Annotated in this window: 14 protein-coding genes; 4 read left to right on the top strand and 10 right to left on the bottom strand. The window is 71.3% G+C overall.

The features are described 5' to 3' along the window. Positions 1–5: 5 nt before the first annotated feature. The 4 genes from OG302_RS06960 to OG302_RS06945 all read right to left on the bottom strand — a co-directional run bounded on the left by OG302_RS06960 (position 6) and on the right by OG302_RS06945 (position 4,951). Positions 6–794, bottom strand: a complete 789-nt coding sequence (locus OG302_RS06960; protein WP_371525932.1) for a VOC family protein — start codon at positions 792–794, stop codon at positions 6–8. An 81-nt stretch (positions 795–875) separates the two neighbouring features. Further along, a complete protein-coding gene (locus OG302_RS06955; RefSeq protein ID WP_371525931.1) occupies positions 876–2,510 on the bottom strand; it encodes a sigma-70 family RNA polymerase sigma factor in 1,635 nt (544 codons plus the stop codon). A gap of 267 nt (positions 2,511–2,777) precedes the next feature. Beyond that, entirely contained in the window at positions 2,778–3,926 is a 1,149-nt protein-coding gene (locus tag OG302_RS06950; RefSeq protein ID WP_371525930.1) for a serine hydrolase domain-containing protein, read from the bottom strand. A gap of 122 nt (positions 3,927–4,048) precedes the next feature. Further along, entirely contained in the window at positions 4,049–4,951 is a 903-nt protein-coding gene (locus OG302_RS06945) for an alpha/beta fold hydrolase (RefSeq protein WP_371525929.1), read from the bottom strand. 140 nt (positions 4,952–5,091) lie between these two features. Here OG302_RS06945 and OG302_RS06940 point away from each other — a divergent pair, with 140 nt between their 5' ends. Continuing rightward, positions 5,092–7,107 carry a BTAD domain-containing putative transcriptional regulator gene (locus tag OG302_RS06940; RefSeq protein WP_371525928.1) on the top strand — a complete coding sequence of 672 codons (2,016 nt, stop codon included), beginning with the start codon at positions 5,092–5,094 and terminating at the stop codon, positions 7,105–7,107. A 23-nt stretch (positions 7,108–7,130) separates the two neighbouring features. On the opposite strand, the gene OG302_RS06935 is transcribed toward OG302_RS06940, so the two are convergent. After that, complete coding sequence (locus OG302_RS06935; RefSeq protein WP_371525927.1) at positions 7,131–8,093, bottom strand: electron transfer flavoprotein subunit alpha/FixB family protein; 963 nt, start codon at positions 8,091–8,093, stop codon at positions 7,131–7,133. A gap of 46 nt (positions 8,094–8,139) precedes the next feature. Continuing rightward, the gene (locus OG302_RS06930; protein WP_371525926.1) at positions 8,140–8,925 is read right to left on the bottom strand and encodes an electron transfer flavoprotein subunit beta; all 786 of its coding nucleotides are present in this window, start codon (positions 8,923–8,925) and stop codon (positions 8,140–8,142) included. Between the two features lie 108 nt (positions 8,926–9,033). Between OG302_RS06930 and OG302_RS06925 the strand changes: the two genes are divergently transcribed. Together OG302_RS06925 and OG302_RS06920 are read left to right on the top strand one after the other, a co-directional pair. Continuing rightward, entirely contained in the window at positions 9,034–9,744 is a 711-nt protein-coding gene (locus tag OG302_RS06925; protein WP_371525925.1) for a TetR family transcriptional regulator, read from the top strand. Positions 9,745–9,959: 215 nt separating this feature from the next. Then, positions 9,960–10,289 carry a zinc ribbon domain-containing protein gene (locus OG302_RS06920; RefSeq protein ID WP_361831797.1) on the top strand — a complete coding sequence of 110 codons (330 nt, stop codon included), beginning with the start codon at positions 9,960–9,962 and terminating at the stop codon, positions 10,287–10,289. A gap of 9 nt (positions 10,290–10,298) precedes the next feature. Here the strand turns inward: OG302_RS06920 and OG302_RS06915 are convergent, their stop codons facing one another. The 3 genes from OG302_RS06915 to OG302_RS06905 all read right to left on the bottom strand — a co-directional run bounded on the left by OG302_RS06915 (position 10,299) and on the right by OG302_RS06905 (position 14,738). Beyond that, positions 10,299–11,834 carry an AMP-binding protein gene (locus OG302_RS06915; protein WP_371525923.1) on the bottom strand — a complete coding sequence of 512 codons (1,536 nt, stop codon included), beginning with the start codon at positions 11,832–11,834 and terminating at the stop codon, positions 10,299–10,301. 74 nt (positions 11,835–11,908) lie between these two features. Next, entirely contained in the window at positions 11,909–13,363 is a 1,455-nt protein-coding gene (locus OG302_RS06910) for a SufS family cysteine desulfurase (RefSeq protein ID WP_371525922.1), read from the bottom strand. Continuing rightward, positions 13,350–14,738 (bottom strand): family 2B encapsulin nanocompartment shell protein, encoded by a 1,389-nt coding sequence (locus OG302_RS06905; RefSeq protein ID WP_371525921.1) that lies wholly within the window; start codon positions 14,736–14,738, stop codon positions 13,350–13,352. The genes OG302_RS06910 and OG302_RS06905 overlap by 14 nt, the downstream gene beginning before the upstream one ends. Positions 14,739–15,137: 399 nt before the next feature. Here OG302_RS06905 and OG302_RS06900 point away from each other — a divergent pair, with 399 nt between their 5' ends. Next, complete coding sequence (locus tag OG302_RS06900; RefSeq protein ID WP_371525920.1) at positions 15,138–15,995, top strand: GNAT family N-acetyltransferase; 858 nt, start codon at positions 15,138–15,140, stop codon at positions 15,993–15,995. A 63-nt stretch (positions 15,996–16,058) separates the two neighbouring features. Here the strand turns inward: OG302_RS06900 and OG302_RS06895 are convergent, their stop codons facing one another. Next, on the bottom strand, positions 16,059–18,188 hold the full coding sequence (locus OG302_RS06895; RefSeq protein ID WP_371750038.1) for a glycoside hydrolase family 3 N-terminal domain-containing protein: 2,130 nt from the start codon (positions 18,186–18,188) through the stop codon (positions 16,059–16,061). Between the last annotated feature and the right edge of the window lie 321 nt (positions 18,189–18,509).

The raw sequence follows: 18,509 nt of genomic DNA, 5'->3' as shown, positions 1-18,509 counted from the left end.
CCGCCTCAGGAGAACGTGGGCATCTCGCCTTCCGTACTGGTCAGGTCGATGATGCTGAAGGTGGCGCCCTGTTGGTCGGCGACCGTGGCGAAGCGGCCGAAGGGGCTGTCCATCGGGCCGAAGAGCAGATGACCGCCGAGCTTGGTGACGGTGACGATCGCGGCGTCACAGTTGTCCACGGCGAAGTGGACGTTGAAGAACGGCGGGGCGTCCGGCGGGAAGTCCCCGGTCATCTTGAGGCGGCCGAGGACCGGCTGCCCGTCGACCTGGAAGACGCGGTAGTCGACGTCGTCGACGTCCATCCGCTGCGTCGTGAAGGGGAACACGGAGGGCAGGAACGCGTCCGTCGCCGCCGGGTCCCGCGTGGTGAGCTCCGCCCAGCAGTACGCGCCGGACTCGCCGGTCTTCTCGAAGCCCTGGTGGGTGCCCGGCTGCCAGACGCTGAAGTACGCGCCGCTGGGCTCCTGAGCGGTCACCATGGTGCCGAAATCGCCGACCTGCGTCGGCTCCATGGCGAGGGTCCCGCCGTGGTCACGGATCTTCGCGGCCGTCGCGGCGGCGTCGGGCGACGCGAAGTAGAGGTTCCAGGCGGCGGGGCCGTCCATGCCCTGCATCTGCGGGACGACCGCGGCCACGGCCCTGCCGTCCGAGCGTGCCTGCGTGTAGCCGCCGAACTCCTCCGAACCGGAGTCGAACGTCCAGTCGAGCAGCTCGCCGTAGAAGCTCTTCGCGGCCGCCACGTCGGGGAACATCGCGTCCGCCCAGCACGGCGTGCCTTCCGGGTGCGCAGCCATCGCGAGGCCTCCAGTTCCGGCGGTTTCCTGATGGCTTCACGCTATTCGAACAAGGACGCCCGCGCGCGTCGGCGGGTCACGTCACCGCGCGCCGAAGTTCTGCGTCCACCAGGGGCCGCCGCTGCCCTGCCGGTAGCCGACGCCGATCTCCTTGAAGGAGCAGTTGAGGATGTTGGCGCGGTGCCCCGAGCTGTTCATCCAGGAGTCCATCACCGCGGACGGACTGCGCTGACCTGCGGCGATGTTCTCCCCGTAGGTGGTCCACTTGTAGCCGGCCGCCGTGACCCGGTCGCCGGGGTCCTCGCCGTCGGGGTTCGTGTGGTCGAAGAAGTCACGCTCGGCCATGTCGTCGGAGTGGCCCTGGGCCGCGTTGCCCAGCTTGCTGTTGAGGGTCAGCGGGCCGCAGCCGCTCTTGGCGCGCTCGGCGTTGACGAGCCGCGTGACCTCCGCGCTGTACGAGTTGCCTGCCGGGGCCTGCGGTGCCTGCGGGGCCTTGGGCGCGGTGCTGGTGCGGGTGGGCTTCGGGGTCGCCTTCGGCTTCGGTGCCCTGGTCTTCGAAGGCGTGGCCTTGGGGGACGGCTTCCGCTTACGGCTGGGGGAGGCGGAGGGGGACTTCGTGGGGGCGGAGGCCGTGGTGGACGGAGCCTGCGGAGAGGGCGGCTGCGAGGCGGTCAGCGTCTGTGCTTCCGTCTGTTCGTCGTCCGAGGGGCGCGTGGCCGAGTAGATGACCCCGGTCGCGACGACGAGCACGGCGACGCCCGCGGCCACCGTCCGGCTCTTGCGCGGCACCCGGTGGCGCTTGGCCGCGTGTCTCGCCGGGGCGCTCCGGGAGCCGGATATCTCGTACGCGTCCGGCGCCGTGGGATGTCCGCCGGCGGACAGGTGCGGTGCGTCGGCCGCCAGGTGGTGCGCGTCGGCCGCGCTCACCGCGCGTATCGCACCGGGGGCGGCCAGTGCGGCGGACAGCGGCACCAGGGCGAGGCCCACCAGGAGGCGCTCGGCGAGCACCAGGCCCGCGCCGTGGTCCGAGCACATCGCGCAGTCACGGACGTGCCGGGCCAGGCGCTTGCGCCAGAGGGCGGAAGGCGTGCCGTCCCATGGCGCCACCACGTCGCTCAGGTACGGGCACCGGGGCGCAGCGGCCAGCGCGCGGACCACGATCCGGGCCGTCTCCAGCTGCGTCTTCATCCGCTGCACCCGGACCGCGGCGTGCTGCGCGGGCAGCTCCATGGCGGTGGCGACCTCCGCCCGGGTCAGCTCGCCGGAGACCTCGAGCCACCACAGCGACAGGAGCGCGCGGTCGTCGGTGTCCAGCCAGCGGGTGGCCTCGGCCACCTCACGCCGCTGCCCCACCAGACCGAGCCGGATGATCGTCAGGTCGACGAAGTCGGCGCCGGGGTCCGCGACGTCGTGCGCCTCGTCCAGCGGGCCCGGGCTCTTCTGACCGGACGCGCGCTGCTGCCAGTGCCTGCGTATCTCGTTCATGGCGATGGCCACGAGCCAGGACCGGAAGCTCGCCGGGTCGCGGAGCGTCGCCAGGCCGGCGAGCGCCCGCAGCATGGTCTCCTGCACGACGTCGTCGACGTCGGCATGGCCGTCGAGCGCACGCCCGACGATGTTGTAGACCAGCGGCAGATATCCGGCCACCAGCTCGTCCTGCGCCTGCTGGTCCCCGGTCTGCGCCGCCGTCACCAGAGGATCGTGATCACCGATCATGGGCTGCCTCACTCGCTTTCTTCGTCGGCACGTTCTGGCCTTACACCTGGGAGATCGCGTGGGCGTATGGAGATAACAGAAATCCGCGAACAGATTTCCGAGCCGAGTCGGTGAGCATACGCATGACCGGGATCGGCAGGCGTGGGCCTCTGTCCGGCATACCGGACATGAGTGCGTTCTGCACGGCCGGCGAGCTGAATGCCACAGTTGGCCGACCGGTGCAGGACCTCTACGTGAGAGCCGATGATTACGTGCGAGACCGGTGGTTCACGCTGCCGACAAGCACTCCCTGACCGCGCCGATGAGCCGCGCGGACCGGGCGTCGCCATGGCCGATCATGCGGTTCGCGGTGTAGGCGAATCCCACCCCGAACTCGTCGTCCCCGAAGGCGAATTGGCCTCCCGAGCCGTCGTTGCCGAAGCTGCGCGCGCCGAGCATCGGCCGGAACCGCGGGGCGTCGAGCAGAAAGCCCGAACCCCAGCGGGCACCCAGGTCAGGGAAGCCCGACCAGGAGGGGCCCGCGGTGAGTTCGCGCAGCGCGTCGGTCACCGTCTCCCGGGTGAGCAGTCGCGCCGAGCCGTCGACTCCCGTCGCCGTGGCCGCGTACAGCGTCGCCAGTGAGCGCGCCGACGACACCGCGCCCGCGCCGGGAATCTCGGCGCACAGCAGCGCCGGGTCGTTCCAGCCGTGCGGCGCGTCGAGACCGGGGAAGGTGAAGGCGCCGTTCATCGTCACGATCCGCATGACCAGGGACTCGGGGTCCGGATTCCCCGGTCGGCCCTCGGCCTCGGCGAGCCGGGCCAGGTGGGCGACCTCCTCGTCGGGCAGGCCGATCCAGGTCCGCAGGCCGAGGCCGTCGCCGATGGCCCGACGGAAGTACGCGCTAGGGGTGAGGCCCGTGACGCGGCGGATCAGCTCGCCGAGGACGAAGCCGAAGGTGTGCCCGTGGTACTCGTGGGCGGCACCCGGCTCCCAGAGCGGCTCCTGCTCCTCGATCGCGCGGACCACCGGCGTCCACGCGGTGATCTCGTCGAAGCTCAGGGTGCGCTCCAGGACGGGCAGTCCGGCGCGGTGCGCGAGGATCATGCGCGGCGTGATCGCCTCCTTGCCGCCATGGGCGAACTCCGGCCAGTGCAGGGCGATCGGGGCGTCGAGGTCCAGGCGGCCCTCCTGGGCGAGGAGATGGACGCAGACACTGACGACGCCCTTCGCGCAGGAGAACACCGGGACGACCGTGTGCTCGTCCCAGGCGCGCCCGGTCCGCTCGTCCGCGATGCCGCCCCACAGGTCGACGACCTGACGCCCGTCGACGAACACCGCGACGGACGCGCCGAGTTCACCGGACTCGGTGAAGTTCCGTGCGAAGGCGTCCGCGACCGCCCCGAACCGTTCGTCGGCCCACCCGTTGTGCTCCACCGTGACTCCACTTCCGCAACTGGCTCTGCATGGCGCTCCGTGCGCACATGTACGTGAGCGGAGCGCCGGTGATCCATCGACCGGGAGACGCTATGCGGCAGCGCGGGCCGACTCCAACGCATTTACGCGGGACGGGAGAGGAGGTCCCGCAGCGCGGCGGCGATCTCGGCGGGCGCTTCCTCCGCCATGAAGTGGCCGCAGGTGACAGCGGTGTGCCGCAGGTCCGGTGCCCAGGCGCCCCACAGCTCCGCCGCGTCGAAGCCGAGCGCGGCGCCCCAGTCCTGCTGGAGCACGGCGACCGGCATCCGCAGCTTGCTGCCGCTGTCCCGGTCGGCCCGGTCGTGCTCGACGTCGGCACCGGCGGAGGCACGGTAGTCGGCCACGATCGAGGGCACGGCGGCGCGACAGGCGTCCAGGTAGGCGGCGCGCGCGTCGGCGGGGATCGCCCGCGGGTCGTTCGTCCAGACGTCGAGGAAGTGACCGAAGAACGCGTCCGGGGCGGCGGCGATCAACTCCTCGGGCAGGCCCGGGGGTTGGGCCATCAGATACAGGTGGAAACCGACGGATGCGGTGACGCCGTGCATCACGTCCCACATGTCCAGCGTGGGCAGCACGTCGAGGCAGGCCAGGTGAGTGACCGCGTCGGGATGGTCGAGCCCGGCGCGGAAGGCGACCAGGGCGCCGCGGTCGTGCCCGGCCAACGCGAAACGGTCGTGGCCGAGCGCGCGGGCCACGGCGACGACGTCGGCGGCCATGGTGCGCTTGGAATACGTGCTGCCATCGGTCTCCGCGGGCTTGTCACTCGCTCCGTAACCACGCAGGTCCGGGCAGATCACCGTGTGGTCCGCGGCGAGGTCGGCGGCGACATGCCGCCACATCAGATGGGTCTGCGGGAAGCCGTGCAGCAGCACGAGCGGCGGGCCGGAGCCGCCGACGGCCACGTTCAGCGAGACGCCATCCGACACCTCCGAGCCCTCCGTGACGGGCACGCGCCGGTAGCTGAAGTTCTCGATGGCTGGGGTCATGGTGGCGGTCCTTCGGTGGGTGTCGGAACAGGTGCTTCCGAGCCTGCCGGGCGCCGATGAGCATCCAATGAGCGCGCTACCGTGACCAGGGACGATGCCCACAGACGGGCGGACGGAACTGACGGAGAGGGCGGTCAAGCGTGCAGGTCGCGTTCGGGGTGCTCGGGCCGGTGGCGGCCTGGGACGGTGTGGGCGACGCCGTCGCGCTGAAGGGGCCACGGCACCGCGCGGTCCTCGCCCGGCTGATCGTTGCCCGCCGCCGTGTCGTCCCGGTCGCCCGCCTCGTCGACGACCTGTGGACGGACCCGCCCCAGGACGCGACCGGGACGGTACGCACCTTCGTGGCCGCGCTGCGCCGCGCCCTGGAGCCGGAGCGCCCGCCCCGCACACCCGCCCGGCTCCTCGTCACCGAGGGCCCGGGGTACGCCCTGCGCGCCGACCCCGGCACGGTGGACGCCTGGCGCTTCGAGCAGACGGTGACCGACACCGCGACCCTGCCCCCGCAGCAGGCCCTCGGCCGCCTTGAAGAGGCGCTCGGGTGGTGGCGCGGCCCCGCCTACGCCGACTTCACCGACGAGGCCTGGGCCCGCGCCGAGCGCTCCCGCCTGGGCGAGCTGCGCCTGCACGCCGTCGAACGCCGGGCGGAGGCACGCCTCGCCCTGGGCCGCGCCGCCGACGCGGTGCCGGACCTCGACGCACACGTGGCCGAGCACCCCTGGCGCGAGGACGCCTGGCGGCTCCTCGCCCTCGCGCTCTACCGCACCGGCCGTCAGGGCGACGCGCTCGCGGTCCTGCGCCGGGCCCGCGCGCTCCTGGTCGAGCAGCTCGGCTTGGATCCCGGCCCGGGCCTTCGCCACCTGGAGACGGACATCCTCGGCCAGGCCCCCCACCTCGACCCCGCGTCGTCCGGGGCCGGTGACGCGGCGGAGCGGGTATGGGCACGGGCCGCCACCGCCTATGACCGGACCGTGGCGGCAGGAGCCCGCGCCAGGCTGGACTCGACGGTGAGCCTGCTGCGCAACCTCGCGGTGACGGGCGGCGGCGGCCTCGAAGCGGCCCGCGAACACCGGATGGCGGCCATCGAGGCGGCGGAGGAACTGGGCGACGCGGAGCTCACCGCGCGCGTGATCGGCGCGTACGACGTCCCGGCGATCTGGACCCGCGTCGACGACCCGCCCCAGGCCGCGCAGGTCGTGGCGGCGGCCGAACGCACCCTGGCCGCGCTCCGGCCCGACGCCCACCCGGCGGCTCGGGCCCGCCTGCTCGCCACCATCGCCCTGGAGTCACGCGGCACCCGGTCGGCACGCGGGCCGCAGGCCGCCCGGCAGGCCGAGGAGATCGCCCGCCGCCTCGACGACCCCGCACTCCTCGCGTTCGCCCTCAACGGGCTGTTCATGCAGACCTTCCACCGCACCGGTCTGGCCGCACACCGGGACGCGATCGGCGCCGAACTCGTGACCCTCTCCACCCGGCACGGGCTCGCCACCTACGAGGTCCTCGGCCACCTCATCCGTCTCCAGGCCCGCGGCGCGCTCGCGGACTTCCCGGGCGCCGACGGCCACGCGGCGGCAGCGGATCTCCTGGCGGACCGTCACGAACTGCCGCTGGTGGGCGTGTTCACCCAGTGGTACGCGGCGCTGCGGCTCGCCGCGACCGGCCGGGCCCCCGCAGCCGAGGCCGCCTACCGGAAGGCAGCGGCGCGACTGGACGGCGCGGGCATGCCCGGCCTGGAGCGCGGCCTGCTGCCGCTCGCCCTGCTGTGCCTGCGCCACGGCCGGCCGACCCCGGCCGAGGCGCAGGCCGACCTGCCGATCGAGGCAGGGATCGATCGGGGACTGGACGAGAACACGGACTGGGGGCCCTACGAACCGTGGGCCCGCCCCTTCGTCCTGCTGTCCCAGGACCGCCGCGACGCGGCGGCGAAGGCACTGCGTCTGCTCCCGGACCCGCCCCGCGACCTGCTGCTCGAAGCCCTGTGGTGCCTGACGGGGCGGGCGGCGATCGCCGTCGGCGACCGGGAGACGATGGAGCGAGCCCGCGCCGAACTGACGTCGGCAGCAGGTGAGTTGGCGGGGGCCGGCAGCGGACTGCTGACCCTGGGCCCGGTCGCCGGGCACCTCGACGACCTGACCTCGGCCCTCCGCCACTCCAGATGATGCTGGTGTGTTGCTGCAAGTGGTCAGCCCTTGCGGGTGTTGACCTCTTCGGTCAGGGCGGGGACGACGTCGAAGAGGTCGCCGACCACGCCGTAGTCGACCAGGTCGAAGATCGGGGCTTCGGCGTCCTTGTTGATCGCCACGATCGTCTTGGAGGTCTGCATGCCCGCCCGGTGCTGGATCGCACCGGAGATGCCCGAGGCGATGTACAGCTGCGGCGAGACGCTCTTGCCGGTCTGGCCGACCTGGTTGGAGTGCGGGTACCAGCCCGCGTCCACCGCGGCACGCGAGGCGCCGACGGCCGCACCGAGCGAGTCGGCCAGCGACTCGATGAGGTGGAAGTTCTCCGCGCCGTTCACACCACGGCCGCCGGAGACCACGATCGCGGCCTCGGTCAGCTCCGGACGCCCGGTCGACTCACGCGGCGTACGCCCGGTCACCTTGGTGCCGGTGGCCTGCGCCGAGAAGGACACGGCCAGCGCCTCGACAACGCCGGCGGCCGGGGCGGCCTCCACGGCCGCGCTGTTGGGCTTGACCGTGATCACCGGAGTGCCCTTGGAGACGCGGGACTTGGTGCTGTAGGAGGCGGCGAACGCCGACTGCGTGGCGACCGGTCCCTCCGCGGAGGCCTCCAGGTCGACCGCGTCGGTGATCAGACCGGCCTCGATACGGACCGCGAGGCGCGCCGCGATCTCCTTGCCCTCGGCGGACGACGGCACCAGCACGGCGGCCGGGGACACGGCCTCGTAGGCGGCCTGCAGCGCGTCCACCTTCGGCACGACGAGGTAGTCGGCGAACTCGGCGGCATCGGCGGTCAGTACCTTCACCGCGCCGTGCTCGGCCAGGACACCGGCGGTCTCCGCGGCGCCGTTGCCCAGCGCCAGCGCGACGGGCTCACCGATCCGGCGGGCCAGCGTCAGCAGCTCAAGAGTGGGCTTGCGGACGGCACCGTCCACGTGGTCGACATAGACGAGAACTTCAGCCATGACTCTTCCAGTTTCCTTGAGGTGTCAGCGAATCGGGGGAGGGGGACTAGATGAACTTCTGGCCCGCGAGGAACTCGGCGAGCTGCTTGCCGCCCTCGCCCTCGTCCTTGACGATCGTGCCCGCGGTGCGCGCGGGACGCTCGGTGGCCGAGTCGACCTTCGTCCAGGCACCCTCCAGGCCCACGTCCTCGGCCTCCAGGTCCAGATCCGACAGATCCCAGGCCTGAACCGGCTTCTTCTTGGCGGCCATGATGCCCTTGAAGGACGGGTAGCGCGCCTCGCCCGACTGGTCGGTGACCGACACGACGGCGGGCAGCGCGGCCTCCAGCTGCTCGGATGCGGCGTCGCCGTCCCGGCGGCCCGTGATCTTGCCGTCCGCCACCGACACCTCGGAGAGCAGCGTGACCTGCGGCACGCCCAGACGCTCGGCCAGCAGCGCCGGCACCACACCCGCCGTGCCGTCCGTGGACGCCATGCCCGAGATCACCAGGTCGTAGCCTGCCTTCTCGATCGCCTTCGCCAGCACCAGCGACGTACCGATGATGTCCGTGCCGTGCAGGTCGTCGTCCTCGACGTGGATGGCCTTGTCCGCGCCCATGGACAGCGCCTTGCGCAGGGCGTCCTTGGCGTCCTCGGGACCGACGGTCAGCACGGTGATCTCCGCGTCGTCCGCCTCGTCGGCGATCTGCAGGGCCTGCTCGACCGCGTACTCGTCCAGCTCCGACAGCAGGCCATCGACGTCATCCCGGTCGACGGTCAGGTCATCGGCGAAGTGCCGGTCGCCGGTGGCGTCCGGCACGTACTTCACGGTGACAACGATCCTCAAGCTCACGCCGGCTCTCCTACCTGATCTGGTTCGTTACGACGACGGTATGGCACTCAGTACCCCCTGTAAAGGTACGTAGTGCCAGACAGGCGTTTCCGATGCTACGTTCCCCGCATGAGTGAGGCACGCGGACCAGCGAAGAAGGCCCCCATGCGGGAGGTGCTCGCCAAGGCGGCGTTCCAGTTGTTCATGGAGCGGGGCTTCGAGCAGACCACGGTGGACGACATCGTGGCGCGGGCCGGGGTCGGGCGGCGCTCCTTCTTCCGGTACTTCCCGTCCAAAGAGGACGCGGTCTTCCCCGACCACGAGAGCTGCCTGGCCGACATGACGGCGTTCCTCGACGCGGCCGACGGCGACGATCCCGTGGGCGCCGTGTGCGACGCGGCCCGGATCGTGCTGCGCATGTACGCCACGAACCCCGAGTTCTCCGTGCAGCGCTACCGCCTCACGCAGGAGGTCCCGGGCCTGCGTACGTACGAACTCTCGGTCGTGCGCCGCTACGAACGCACCATGGCCGGCTACCTCCGCGGCCGTTACGCCGACGCCGAGGACGGCTCCCTGCGCGCCGAGGTGATCGCCGCCTCCGTGGTCGCCGCGCACAACAACGCCCTGCGCTCGTGGCTGCGTTCGGGCGGCGACGGTGACGCCGAGGCGGCGGTGGACCACGCGCTCGGGCTGGTCCGGGACGGGTGGGGGAGTGGCGCCACCGGCAGTGAAGTGGCACCCCCCGAGGCGGCTGACGAGGTCGTCGTCATGGTGGTCTCGAAGCGCGCCCCCATGTGGCGCGTGGTGCAGCGCGTCGAGTCCGCCCTCGGCCAGGACTGACCCCAGACCGGAGCCGGGGCCGGAGCACCCGACCAGCGGCGGGAACGAGCTAGTAGCACTCAGTACCTTTACGTGCTGGCACTCAGTGCCATATGGTGCGGATGCGTCGACGGTGAGCGCGGCGCATCCGAGCCGAGTGCAGGTCGAACGCAGGGGGTCGAGTCGTGTCCCAGCAGGAATTGAGCATCGCGCCGACAGAGCACGAGCGAACCGGCATGATCTACCAGCGCTGCCGGTGGTGCGGCACCGCGTCCTTCCGGCGCATGCTGTGTCCGGTGTGCGCCTCCAGTGATCTGGAGTCCGAGCAGAGCGACGGCGAAGGTGTCGTCGTCCAGTCGAGCGTGGTCAACCGCTACACCGGCACCGCGCGCAACGAGTCCCTTGTCCGCTTTCCCGAGGGGTTCGTGTTCCGCTGCCGTGTCGTCGGTGCCTCGCCGCATCTGGTGTGGGTCGGCGCGCGCGTGCGGCCCGTGGCCGGGTCCGATCCGGAGACCGGGGAGGCCGTGTTCGAGCTCTGCGAGACGCACGCGAGCGCCGAGTGGTAGTGCGGCGGCTCAGTTGACGCCGCGCTCGCGTCCTTCCCAGTAGGGTCCGCGCAGCTTGTATTTCTGGAGTTTTCCGGTGGCCGTGCGGGCCAGTTCCCCGCGGAACTCCACCGAGGTCGGCGCCTTGAAGCCGGCGAGGTGCTCCTTGCAGTGCCGGATGAGCTCCTCTTGTGACGCGTGCGCTCCGGGGGCGAGGACGACCAGGGCCTTGATGGTCTCGCCCCACTTCTCGTCGGGCACCCCGATGACCGCGACCTCGGCGACCGCGGGATGACTGAACAGCACGTCCTCCACCTCGATCGAGGACACGTTCTCGCCGCCGGTGATGATGACATCCTTCTTGCGGTCACTGATCGTCAGATGGCCGTCCGCGCCGATCGACCCGCCGTCGCCCGTGTGGAACCAGCCGCCCTCCAGAGCCTTGGCCGACTCCTCGGGCTGCTCCCAGTACCCCTCGAGGATGACGTTCGAGCGGGCGAGCACCTCGCCGTCCTGCGACGTACGCAGCGTCACGCCCAGGGCGGGAGCGCCGGCCTGGACCAGCTTCTCCGCGCGCTGCTGCGGGCTGAGACCGTCCCATTCGGCGCGGCCGCGGTTGATGGTGAGCAGGGGAGAGGTCTCGGTGAGTCCGTAGATCTGGATGAACTCCCAGCCGAGCTCGGACTCGACCTGTTCCACCGTCTTCGTCGGGGGCGGGGCGCCCGCGACGATGATGCGCACCCGGTCCCGCCCCGGGATCTCCCCCTCCCACGTCCGCGCGGCGGCGAGCACCGCGTTGACCACGGCGGGCGCCGCGCACATGACCGTGACTCCGTGCTCGGCCACCCGGCGCAGGATCTCCGCGCCGTCCACCTTGCGCAGCACGATCTGGCGCGCGCCCATGCCGGACATCGCGAACGGCATGCCCCAGCCGTTCGCGTGGAACATCGGCAGGGTGTGCAGATAGACGTCCCGGTCCGTTACCCCGGCGTGCAGCGCGAACGTCAGGGCGTTCACCCAGATGTTGCGGTGCGTGATCTGAACGCCCTTGGGGCGCGCGGTCGTTCCGCTGGTGAAGTTGATGGTCGCGGTGGCGTTCTCGTCGTGCTGCCAGGGCTCGGGCTCGGTGTCGAACCGGTACAGCTCCGAGTCGGTGTCCGCACCGAGCGTGAAGCGGTGCTTGCAGGTCACCCCCGAGAGGTGGTCCTCCAGTTCGGGGTCGACCAGCAGGACGCTCGCCCCCGACTGCGCGACGATGTAGCTCACCTCGTCGGCCGAGAGGCGGAAGTTGACCGGCACGAGGACCCGGCCGTGGCCGCTGACGCCGAAGAACGACGTCAGCAGCCGTGCGCTGTTGGGCGAGACCACCGCGACCCGTGCGCCGTGCGGCACCCCGAGTGCGTCGAGACCGGCGGCCTGGGCCCGCGCCAGCTCGCCGACGCGCCGGTAGGTGAGCCCTTCCCAGGGCTCGGCCGGCTGATCGGGCTCGTCGACGATGCCGACCCGGTCCCCGTATACGGCCGTGGCGCGGTCCAGAAAATCAAGGGCCCCGAACGGGACGAACATCCTGGCCTCCCGAAGCTCAGTCGATGTACGCCGCCTATCCGACCATGCCCCACGGGAAACCGGACACCGACCGGTCAGGTCCGCCCAGGTTGTTCCGCCTCCGGCGCCTCCTGCAGCCGTCGCAGGGACGCCACCAGCTGATCCACCTCCTCCGACGTGTTGTAGAGCGCGAGCGACGCGCGGGCGGCCGACTCCAGGCCGTAGTGGGCGAGCGCGGGCTGGGCGCAGTGGTGGCCCGCACGGATGGCGATGCCGTCGCGGTCGAGCCACTCCGCGATGCCTGCCGGATCGTGGCCCGCGAGGGTGAACGTGAGGACCGCGATCCGTTCGGGCGCCGAACCGAGGACCTCCAGGCCGGGCACCGTGGCCAGGGCCTGTTGCGCGTACGTCATGAGCGCGGTCTCGTACGCGGCGACGGCGTCCCGGTCGAAGGACGTGAACCAGTTCAGCGCCGCGAGGAGGCCGACCACGCCCGAGATGTGGCCCGTGCCGGCTTCCAGGAGGTGCGGGACCGGCGCGAACGTGGTCCGCGTGAAGTCGACGGACTCGATCATGTTGCCGCCGCCCTGCCACGGCCGCATGCCCGCCAGGATCTCCGGCTTGGCGTAGAGGACGCCGATGCCGGTCGGGGCGAAGAGCTTGTGCCCCGAGAAGGCGTAGAAGTCCGCGTCCAGATCCCGGACGTCGACCGGGAAGTGCGCGACGGCCTGCGCCCCGTCCACCAGGACCTTCGCGCCGTAGCGGTGGGCGAGGGCGGTCATCTCCTTCACCGGCGGGACGGTGCCCAGGACGTTCGACGCGTGGCTGACCGCGACGAGCTGGGTGCGGGACGACAGGAGATCGGCGTAGGCGTCCTGGTCGATCGCGCCCTCGGGGGTGAGGGGGATCGGGACGAGCCGCGCGCGAGTCTCCTTCGCGATCAACTGCCACGGCACGATGTCGGAGTGGTGTTCGAGGGTGGCCACCAGAATGTCGTCCCCGGGGCCGAGGTTGGCCCGCCCCCAGCTCTGGGCGACGAGGTTGATGGCCTCGGTCGTGCCGCGTACGAAGACGATGTCGTCCGGCGACCCGGCCCCCAGGAATTCGGCGACCGCGGCCCGCCCCGCCTCGTACAGCTCCGTCGCCTCGCGCGCCATGGTGTGCGCGCCCCGGTGGATGTTGGAGTTCGCGGCGCCGTAGAAGGCACCGAGCGCCTCGATGACCTGGCGCGGCTTCTGCGTGGTGGCGCCGTTGTCCAGCCAGACGAGCGGATGGCCGTTGACGGTGCGGTGCAGGATCGGGATGTCCTGGCGGGCCGACTCGGGGGTGAAGCCCGGGGGCTGGAGCTGCGGGAGCGCGCCCGCGCCGGGGGTCGCGGCCGTGGGGGCGGGTTCCGCCGGGTTCGACGGCAGCACCGCCGTCGAACCCGGCGCAGCTCCCGCACCCGGCAGAGATCCTGCACTCGGCACGGCCCCCGTACCCGGCACGCCCGTCCCACCGGGCAGCACCGGAACCCCCAGCCCTCGCGCGGTGAGGTCAGGAATAGTCATGGTAGTTCGACACCTCGACGTTCTGCAGGACGGCGATGGCGTCCTCGACCAGGACCGCGGTGTTGAAGTACGCCGTCATCAGGTACGACGTGATGCCCTTCTGGTCGACGCCCATGTTGCGCATGGACAGGCCCGGTTCGACCTCGTCGGGGACGCCCGCGGGACGCAGCCCCACCACACCCTGCTCGGCCTCGCCCGTCCGCATCAGCAGAATCTCGGTGGTGCCCAGCCCCGCGCCCATGCCGCCCGAGAACCGCACCTTGTCCGACGGCAGCAGCGGAACACCGCGCCAGGTCAGCAACGGGCTGCCGAAACGGCTGTCCGTGACCGGGGGCACGCCACGCCGCGTACATTCGCGGCCGAAGGCGGCGATCGCCCTGGGGTGGGCCAGGAAGAAGCCGGGCTGCTTCCAGACCCGGGTCAGGAGCTCGTCCAGGTCGTCGGGGGTGGGAGCGCCGGTGCGCGCCTGGACCCGCTGCCCGGCGGAGACGTTGTGGAACAGGCCGTGCTCGGGGTGGTTCAGGAGCGAGGACTCCTGGCGTTCCCGCAGCGCCGCGATGGTGAGGTTGGACTGCGCGCGGGTCTGGTCGATGGGCCCGTTGTAGAGGTCGGCGACCCGGGTGTGCACGCGGAGCACCGTCTGCGCGAGCGTCATGTGGTACTCGCGGGGCGCGTCCTCGTAGTCGACGAACGTCCCCGGCAGGTCCGGCTCCCCGACGTGTCCCGCGGCCAGGTCCACCGGCACCTCGGCGCCGGGCGTCATGGCGTCGCCATCGCAGTACGCGGTGATCGCACCCCCCAGCGCCTCGTCCCGGTCGGCTATCGCGGCCAGCGCGCTGCGGTCCGCGCAGAGCGCCGTACCGGGAGTGAGCGCCTTGACGCGGTAGGGCATCTCCTCGGACCGGGTCCACGCGCCGAGGTCGAAGAACTGGCCGTCGCCGACGACTTCGAGCAGCGCGTCCTCGCCGTACCGCCCGGTCACCCGCTTCTCGGCCTTGCCCTGCACGATCACCCACAGCCGGTCGGTGGGGTCGCCCTCCTGGGCGAGGACCTGCCCGGCCTCGAAGGTGACCTCGGTGAAGGCGCCGGCCAGCTCCGCGAGCGCCGCGTCGTCGGCGTCACGGAGGTAGGCGATCTCGCGTAAGTCGCCGGGCACGACGCGCTGCGTGCCGCTCTCCTCGTACGTGGTGATGCGGTCGTCGCCGAGCACGAACGTCCTGCGGCGGTTCACCCGGTAGGTGCCCGACTCGACGTCCACCCAGGGCAGGGCGCGCAGCAGATAGCGCGGGGTGATGCCGCGCATCTGCGGAGTGGTCTTGGTCGTCGTCGCCAGTTGCCGTGCGGCATCCGGACCGAGTGCGAGCCGGTCGTTCACTGGAACCTCCTGGAAGAACGGTCTTTCGGGCTGCCGTGATGGCTTTCGGCGCCGATCGTGTTCTCGTTGTTCCAGGACCGCAAGTGGTCATTTATCAGGGCTGGTTGAGAAAAGGCCGGAAATGAACGGACGGTAGGCCTTGCACCTGCTGACCACCCTCGCAGGGCACTTCACGGAAATCCCTCGACAGCAGATATCGGGCTCGAATCATCCCAATACCGGAGCCAAGCACCCCTGAAAGGAGCGCTTATGAATCGGGTATCGAGGCGATGAGTCGGGAAGGATGGTTCCGGTGCGGCCGGTGATCGTGGCCGCGCCGGGGCGGCCCTTCTCCGACGTGTGGGGCGGCCCCTTTCCGGGGCGTGGGACGGTCCCCTCCGGCGTACGAAGGGTGCAGCGATGACAGATTCGGCCCCTGGGCGGCTCACCATCTCGCGGGCGACGCTCGACGACTGGCGGATCGTCAGCGGATGGGCGGCGGACGAGGGCTGGAATCCGGGTCTGCGGGACGGCCCGTCGTTCTTCGCGCAGGACCCCGAGGGGTTCTTCATCGGCCGCATCGGGGGTGAGCCCGTCTCCGCGATCTCGGTCGTGAACTACGACGAGCTGTACGCCTTCCTGGGTTTCTACCTCGTCCGCCCCGACATGCGAGGACGCGGCCACGGGCTCGCCACCTGGCGGAGGGCTCTCGCCCACGCGGGCAAGCGCACCGTCGGCCTGGACGGCGTGGTCGCCCAGCAGGACAACTACCGCCGCTCGGGCTTCGAGCTCGCCCACCGCACCATCCGGTACGTGGGCCCCGTGCCCGGCGGCGGCCCAAGACCCGCACGGGTCCTGCCGGTCGAGGCCGCGGGCCTGCGGGCGATCACCGCGTACGACGCCGCGAGCTACCCCGCCGACCGACCGCGCTTCCTGGAATCCTGGCTGACCGCTCCCGGGCACCGCGCCCTCGCCCGGATCGTCGACGGCCACATCACCGGATACGGCGTGCTCCGCCCGGCCCAGGGCGCACTGCGCATCGGACCCCTGTTCGCGGACACGCGCGCCGACGCGGAGGAGGTCTTCGACGCGCTGACGGCCGAGACGGACGGTGAGCCCGTCGTCATCGACGTCCCCGAGACCCAGCCGCACGCGGTCGCCCTCGCCGAGGCGCGCGGCATGAAGCCCACGTTCCCGACCGCCCGGATGTACACCGGGCCGGTGCGGGAGTACGCAGAGGAGCGGGTCTTCGGCGTGACGACGCTCGAACTGGGCTGATCCGTGAGGGGCCGGGCCCTCCACCGGGGCCCGGCCGTTTCCGCACGGCCCTTTTCGCACGGCCTACGTGATCGTCAGCCGCTTCTTCGCCTCGGCCTCGGAGCTGTTGCCGACGTAGAGGTCCACCGCCCCCTCCTCGACCCGGAACTCACCGTCCTGGGCGTTCGTCCAGAACCCGAGGTCCTCGGCGCCGAGCTGGAAGCGGACGGTCGTCGACCGGCCCGCCTTCAGCGTCACCCTGCGGAAGCCGCGCAGCTTGCGCACCGGCTGCGCGATGCTCGCCGCGATATCGTGGACGTACAGCTGAACGACCTCGTCGCCCGTGCGGTCGCCCGTGTTGCGGACGGACACCGAGACCTCCAGGGTGTCGCCCTTGCGCAGCGCCCGCGCGGACACGCGGTCGCGGCTCAGCCTCGGCTCGCCGATCTCGAAGGACGTGTAGGAGAGCCCGTGGCCGAAGGCGAACTGCGGGTTTGGGGGCAGGTCGAGGTACTTGGACGTGTACTTGTTGTCCGCGCTGTACGGGCGGCCCGTCGACTCGTGGTTGTAGTGGACCGGGATCTGACCGACCGTCCGCGGGAACGAGACGGGCAGCTTGCCGCCCGGATTGACCTCTCCGAACAGCACGTCGGCGATCGCGTTGCCCGCCTCAAGGCCCGGGTGCCAGGCCTCCAGGACGGCGGGCGCCGACTTCAGCCAGTCGCCGATGGTCAGCGGGCGCCCGTTGACCAGGACCACCACGAACGGCTTGCCCGTCCCGGCGATCGCCTCGATCAGCTTCTCCTGCCCGCCCGGCAGGCTGATGTCGCTGCGCGCGGCCGCCTCGCCGCTCATCGCCGGGGGCTCGCCGACCACGACGACGGTGACATCCGCGTCCTTGGCCGCGGCGACGGCCGCCGGGATGCCGCCGGTGTCCTCGCCCTCGGGGTCGACGCCCTTCGCGTACGTCACCTTCGCCCGCGGAGCCGCGGCCTTCACCGCGGCGAGGACCTTCCCCGAGGGGAAGTTCTTCGCCGCGCCCGGGAACGTCCACGTGCCGAGCAGGTCGTCGGAGTCGCCGAACGGACCCACGACCGCGATCGAACCGGTGGACGCCTTGAGCGGAAGCGCCTTGCCGTCGTTCTTCAGGAGCACCATCGAGCGGGCCGCGGTCTCGCGGGCGGCCTTGCGGGCCGCCGCGGACGGCTTGTCGATGGCGTCGCCCTCGTCGACGTACGGGTTCTCGAAGAGCCCGAGCGCGAACTTCAGGCGCAGGATCCGCGTGACCGCCTCGTCGAGGCGCTGCTTGCTGATCCTGCCGCCGCTCAGCAGCTTCTTGCCGTGCTTGGCCAGGTCCGTGCTGGCCATCTCCATGTCGACGCCGGCGTTCAGCGCGAGGCGCGCCGCGTCGGCGCCGTCCTCGGCGAAGCCGTGCGCGATGAGCTCGTCGACGCCGTTCCAGTCGCTGACGACGAAGCCGTCGAAGCCCCACTCCTTGCTCAGCACGTCGGTGAGCGTGTGGGAGTTGCCGTGGGCCGGGACGCCGCTGATGGTGTTGAAGGAGGCCATCACCGTGGCCACGCCCGCGTCCAACGCGGCCTTGAACGGCGGCAGATAGTGGTTGCGCAGGCGTGACTCCGACACGTCGACCGTGTTGTAGTCCCGGCCGCCCTCGGCCCCGCCGTACGCGACGAAGTGCTTGGCGCAGGCGGCGATGCGGTCCTTGGCGTCGAGCCCCGAACCCTTCTCGCCCTGGTAGCCCTCCACCTTGGCCACCGCGAACGCCGTCGTGAGGTACGGGTCCTCGCCGCAGCCCTCGGCGATCCGGCCCCAGCGCGGCTCGTGCGTGACGTCCATCATCGGCGAGAACGTCCAGTGCACGCCGTTCGAACGGGACTCCCTGGCCGACACCTCGGCGTCCCGCCGGGTGACCTCCGGGTCGAAGCTCGACGCCTGGGCGAGAGGGATCGGGAATGTCGTCCAGAGGCCATGGATGACATCGAGGCCGAAGAGCAGCGGAACTCCGAGCCGGGACTCCTCCACCGCGATGCGCTGCAGGGCGTTGCTGCTCTTGGCGCCGAAGATGTTCAGGACCGAACCGAGCCGTCCGGCGCGCGCCGCGTCCTCGACGTCCTTCGTCTCGCTGCCGCCGGGTCCCGTGCTGACGGCCCAGGGGAGCTGCTGAAGCTGGCCCAGCTTCTCTTCGACAGTCATACGGTCGAGCAGCTTCTTGATCTTCGGGTCGAGGGGGCTCAGCTTCGGGTCGAGCGGGCTCGGGCGTTGCGGCGCGGCCTGGGCGATCCCCGTGCCGGCGGCAGTGAGACCGCCTCCCGCGACGGCTGTGCCACCGATCGCGGACAGCAGAGTACGCCTTCGTAGCTCTCGCATGTGTTCGCCTTCTCACATCAGGAAGTCGACAACCTCTGTGTTGGCCACAAGAGTTGAAGCGAAAGTACGTTCCTGTTACACGCGGGTCAAGGGCTGCGACAGGGACGCGCGGGGGGTCTCGTTCGGGTGCCTCACCACCGACCCTTG

Origin of the sequence: Streptomyces sp. NBC_01283, assembly GCF_041435335.1 — a bacterium.
Taxonomy (GTDB): Bacteria; Actinomycetota; Actinomycetes; order Streptomycetales; family Streptomycetaceae; genus Streptomyces.
The sequence above is the reverse complement of the archived record's forward strand: the minus strand, read 5'-3'. Positions and strand labels throughout refer to the sequence as shown.

Coding starts and splice junctions, on each gene's coding strand:
- OG302_RS06925 (WP_371525925.1), top strand. CDS start 9,034: ATGAGTGAGGCACGCGGACCAGCGAAGAAGGCCCCCATGCGGGAGGTG.
- OG302_RS06960 (WP_371525932.1), bottom strand. CDS start 794: ATGGCTGCGCACCCGGAAGGCACGCCGTGCTGGGCGGACGCGATGTTC.
- OG302_RS06945 (WP_371525929.1), bottom strand. CDS start 4,951: ATGACCCCAGCCATCGAGAACTTCAGCTACCGGCGCGTGCCCGTCACG.
- OG302_RS06895 (WP_371750038.1), bottom strand. CDS start 18,188: ATGACTGTCGAAGAGAAGCTGGGCCAGCTTCAGCAGCTCCCCTGGGCC.
- OG302_RS06910 (WP_371525922.1), bottom strand. CDS start 13,363: ATGACTATTCCTGACCTCACCGCGCGAGGGCTGGGGGTTCCGGTGCTG.
- OG302_RS06915 (WP_371525923.1), bottom strand. CDS start 11,834: ATGTTCGTCCCGTTCGGGGCCCTTGATTTTCTGGACCGCGCCACGGCC.
- OG302_RS06935 (WP_371525927.1), bottom strand. CDS start 8,093: ATGGCTGAAGTTCTCGTCTATGTCGACCACGTGGACGGTGCCGTCCGC.
- OG302_RS06900 (WP_371525920.1), top strand. CDS start 15,138: ATGACAGATTCGGCCCCTGGGCGGCTCACCATCTCGCGGGCGACGCTC.
- OG302_RS06920 (WP_361831797.1), top strand. CDS start 9,960: ATGATCTACCAGCGCTGCCGGTGGTGCGGCACCGCGTCCTTCCGGCGC.
- OG302_RS06955 (WP_371525931.1), bottom strand. CDS start 2,510: ATGATCGGTGATCACGATCCTCTGGTGACGGCGGCGCAGACCGGGGAC.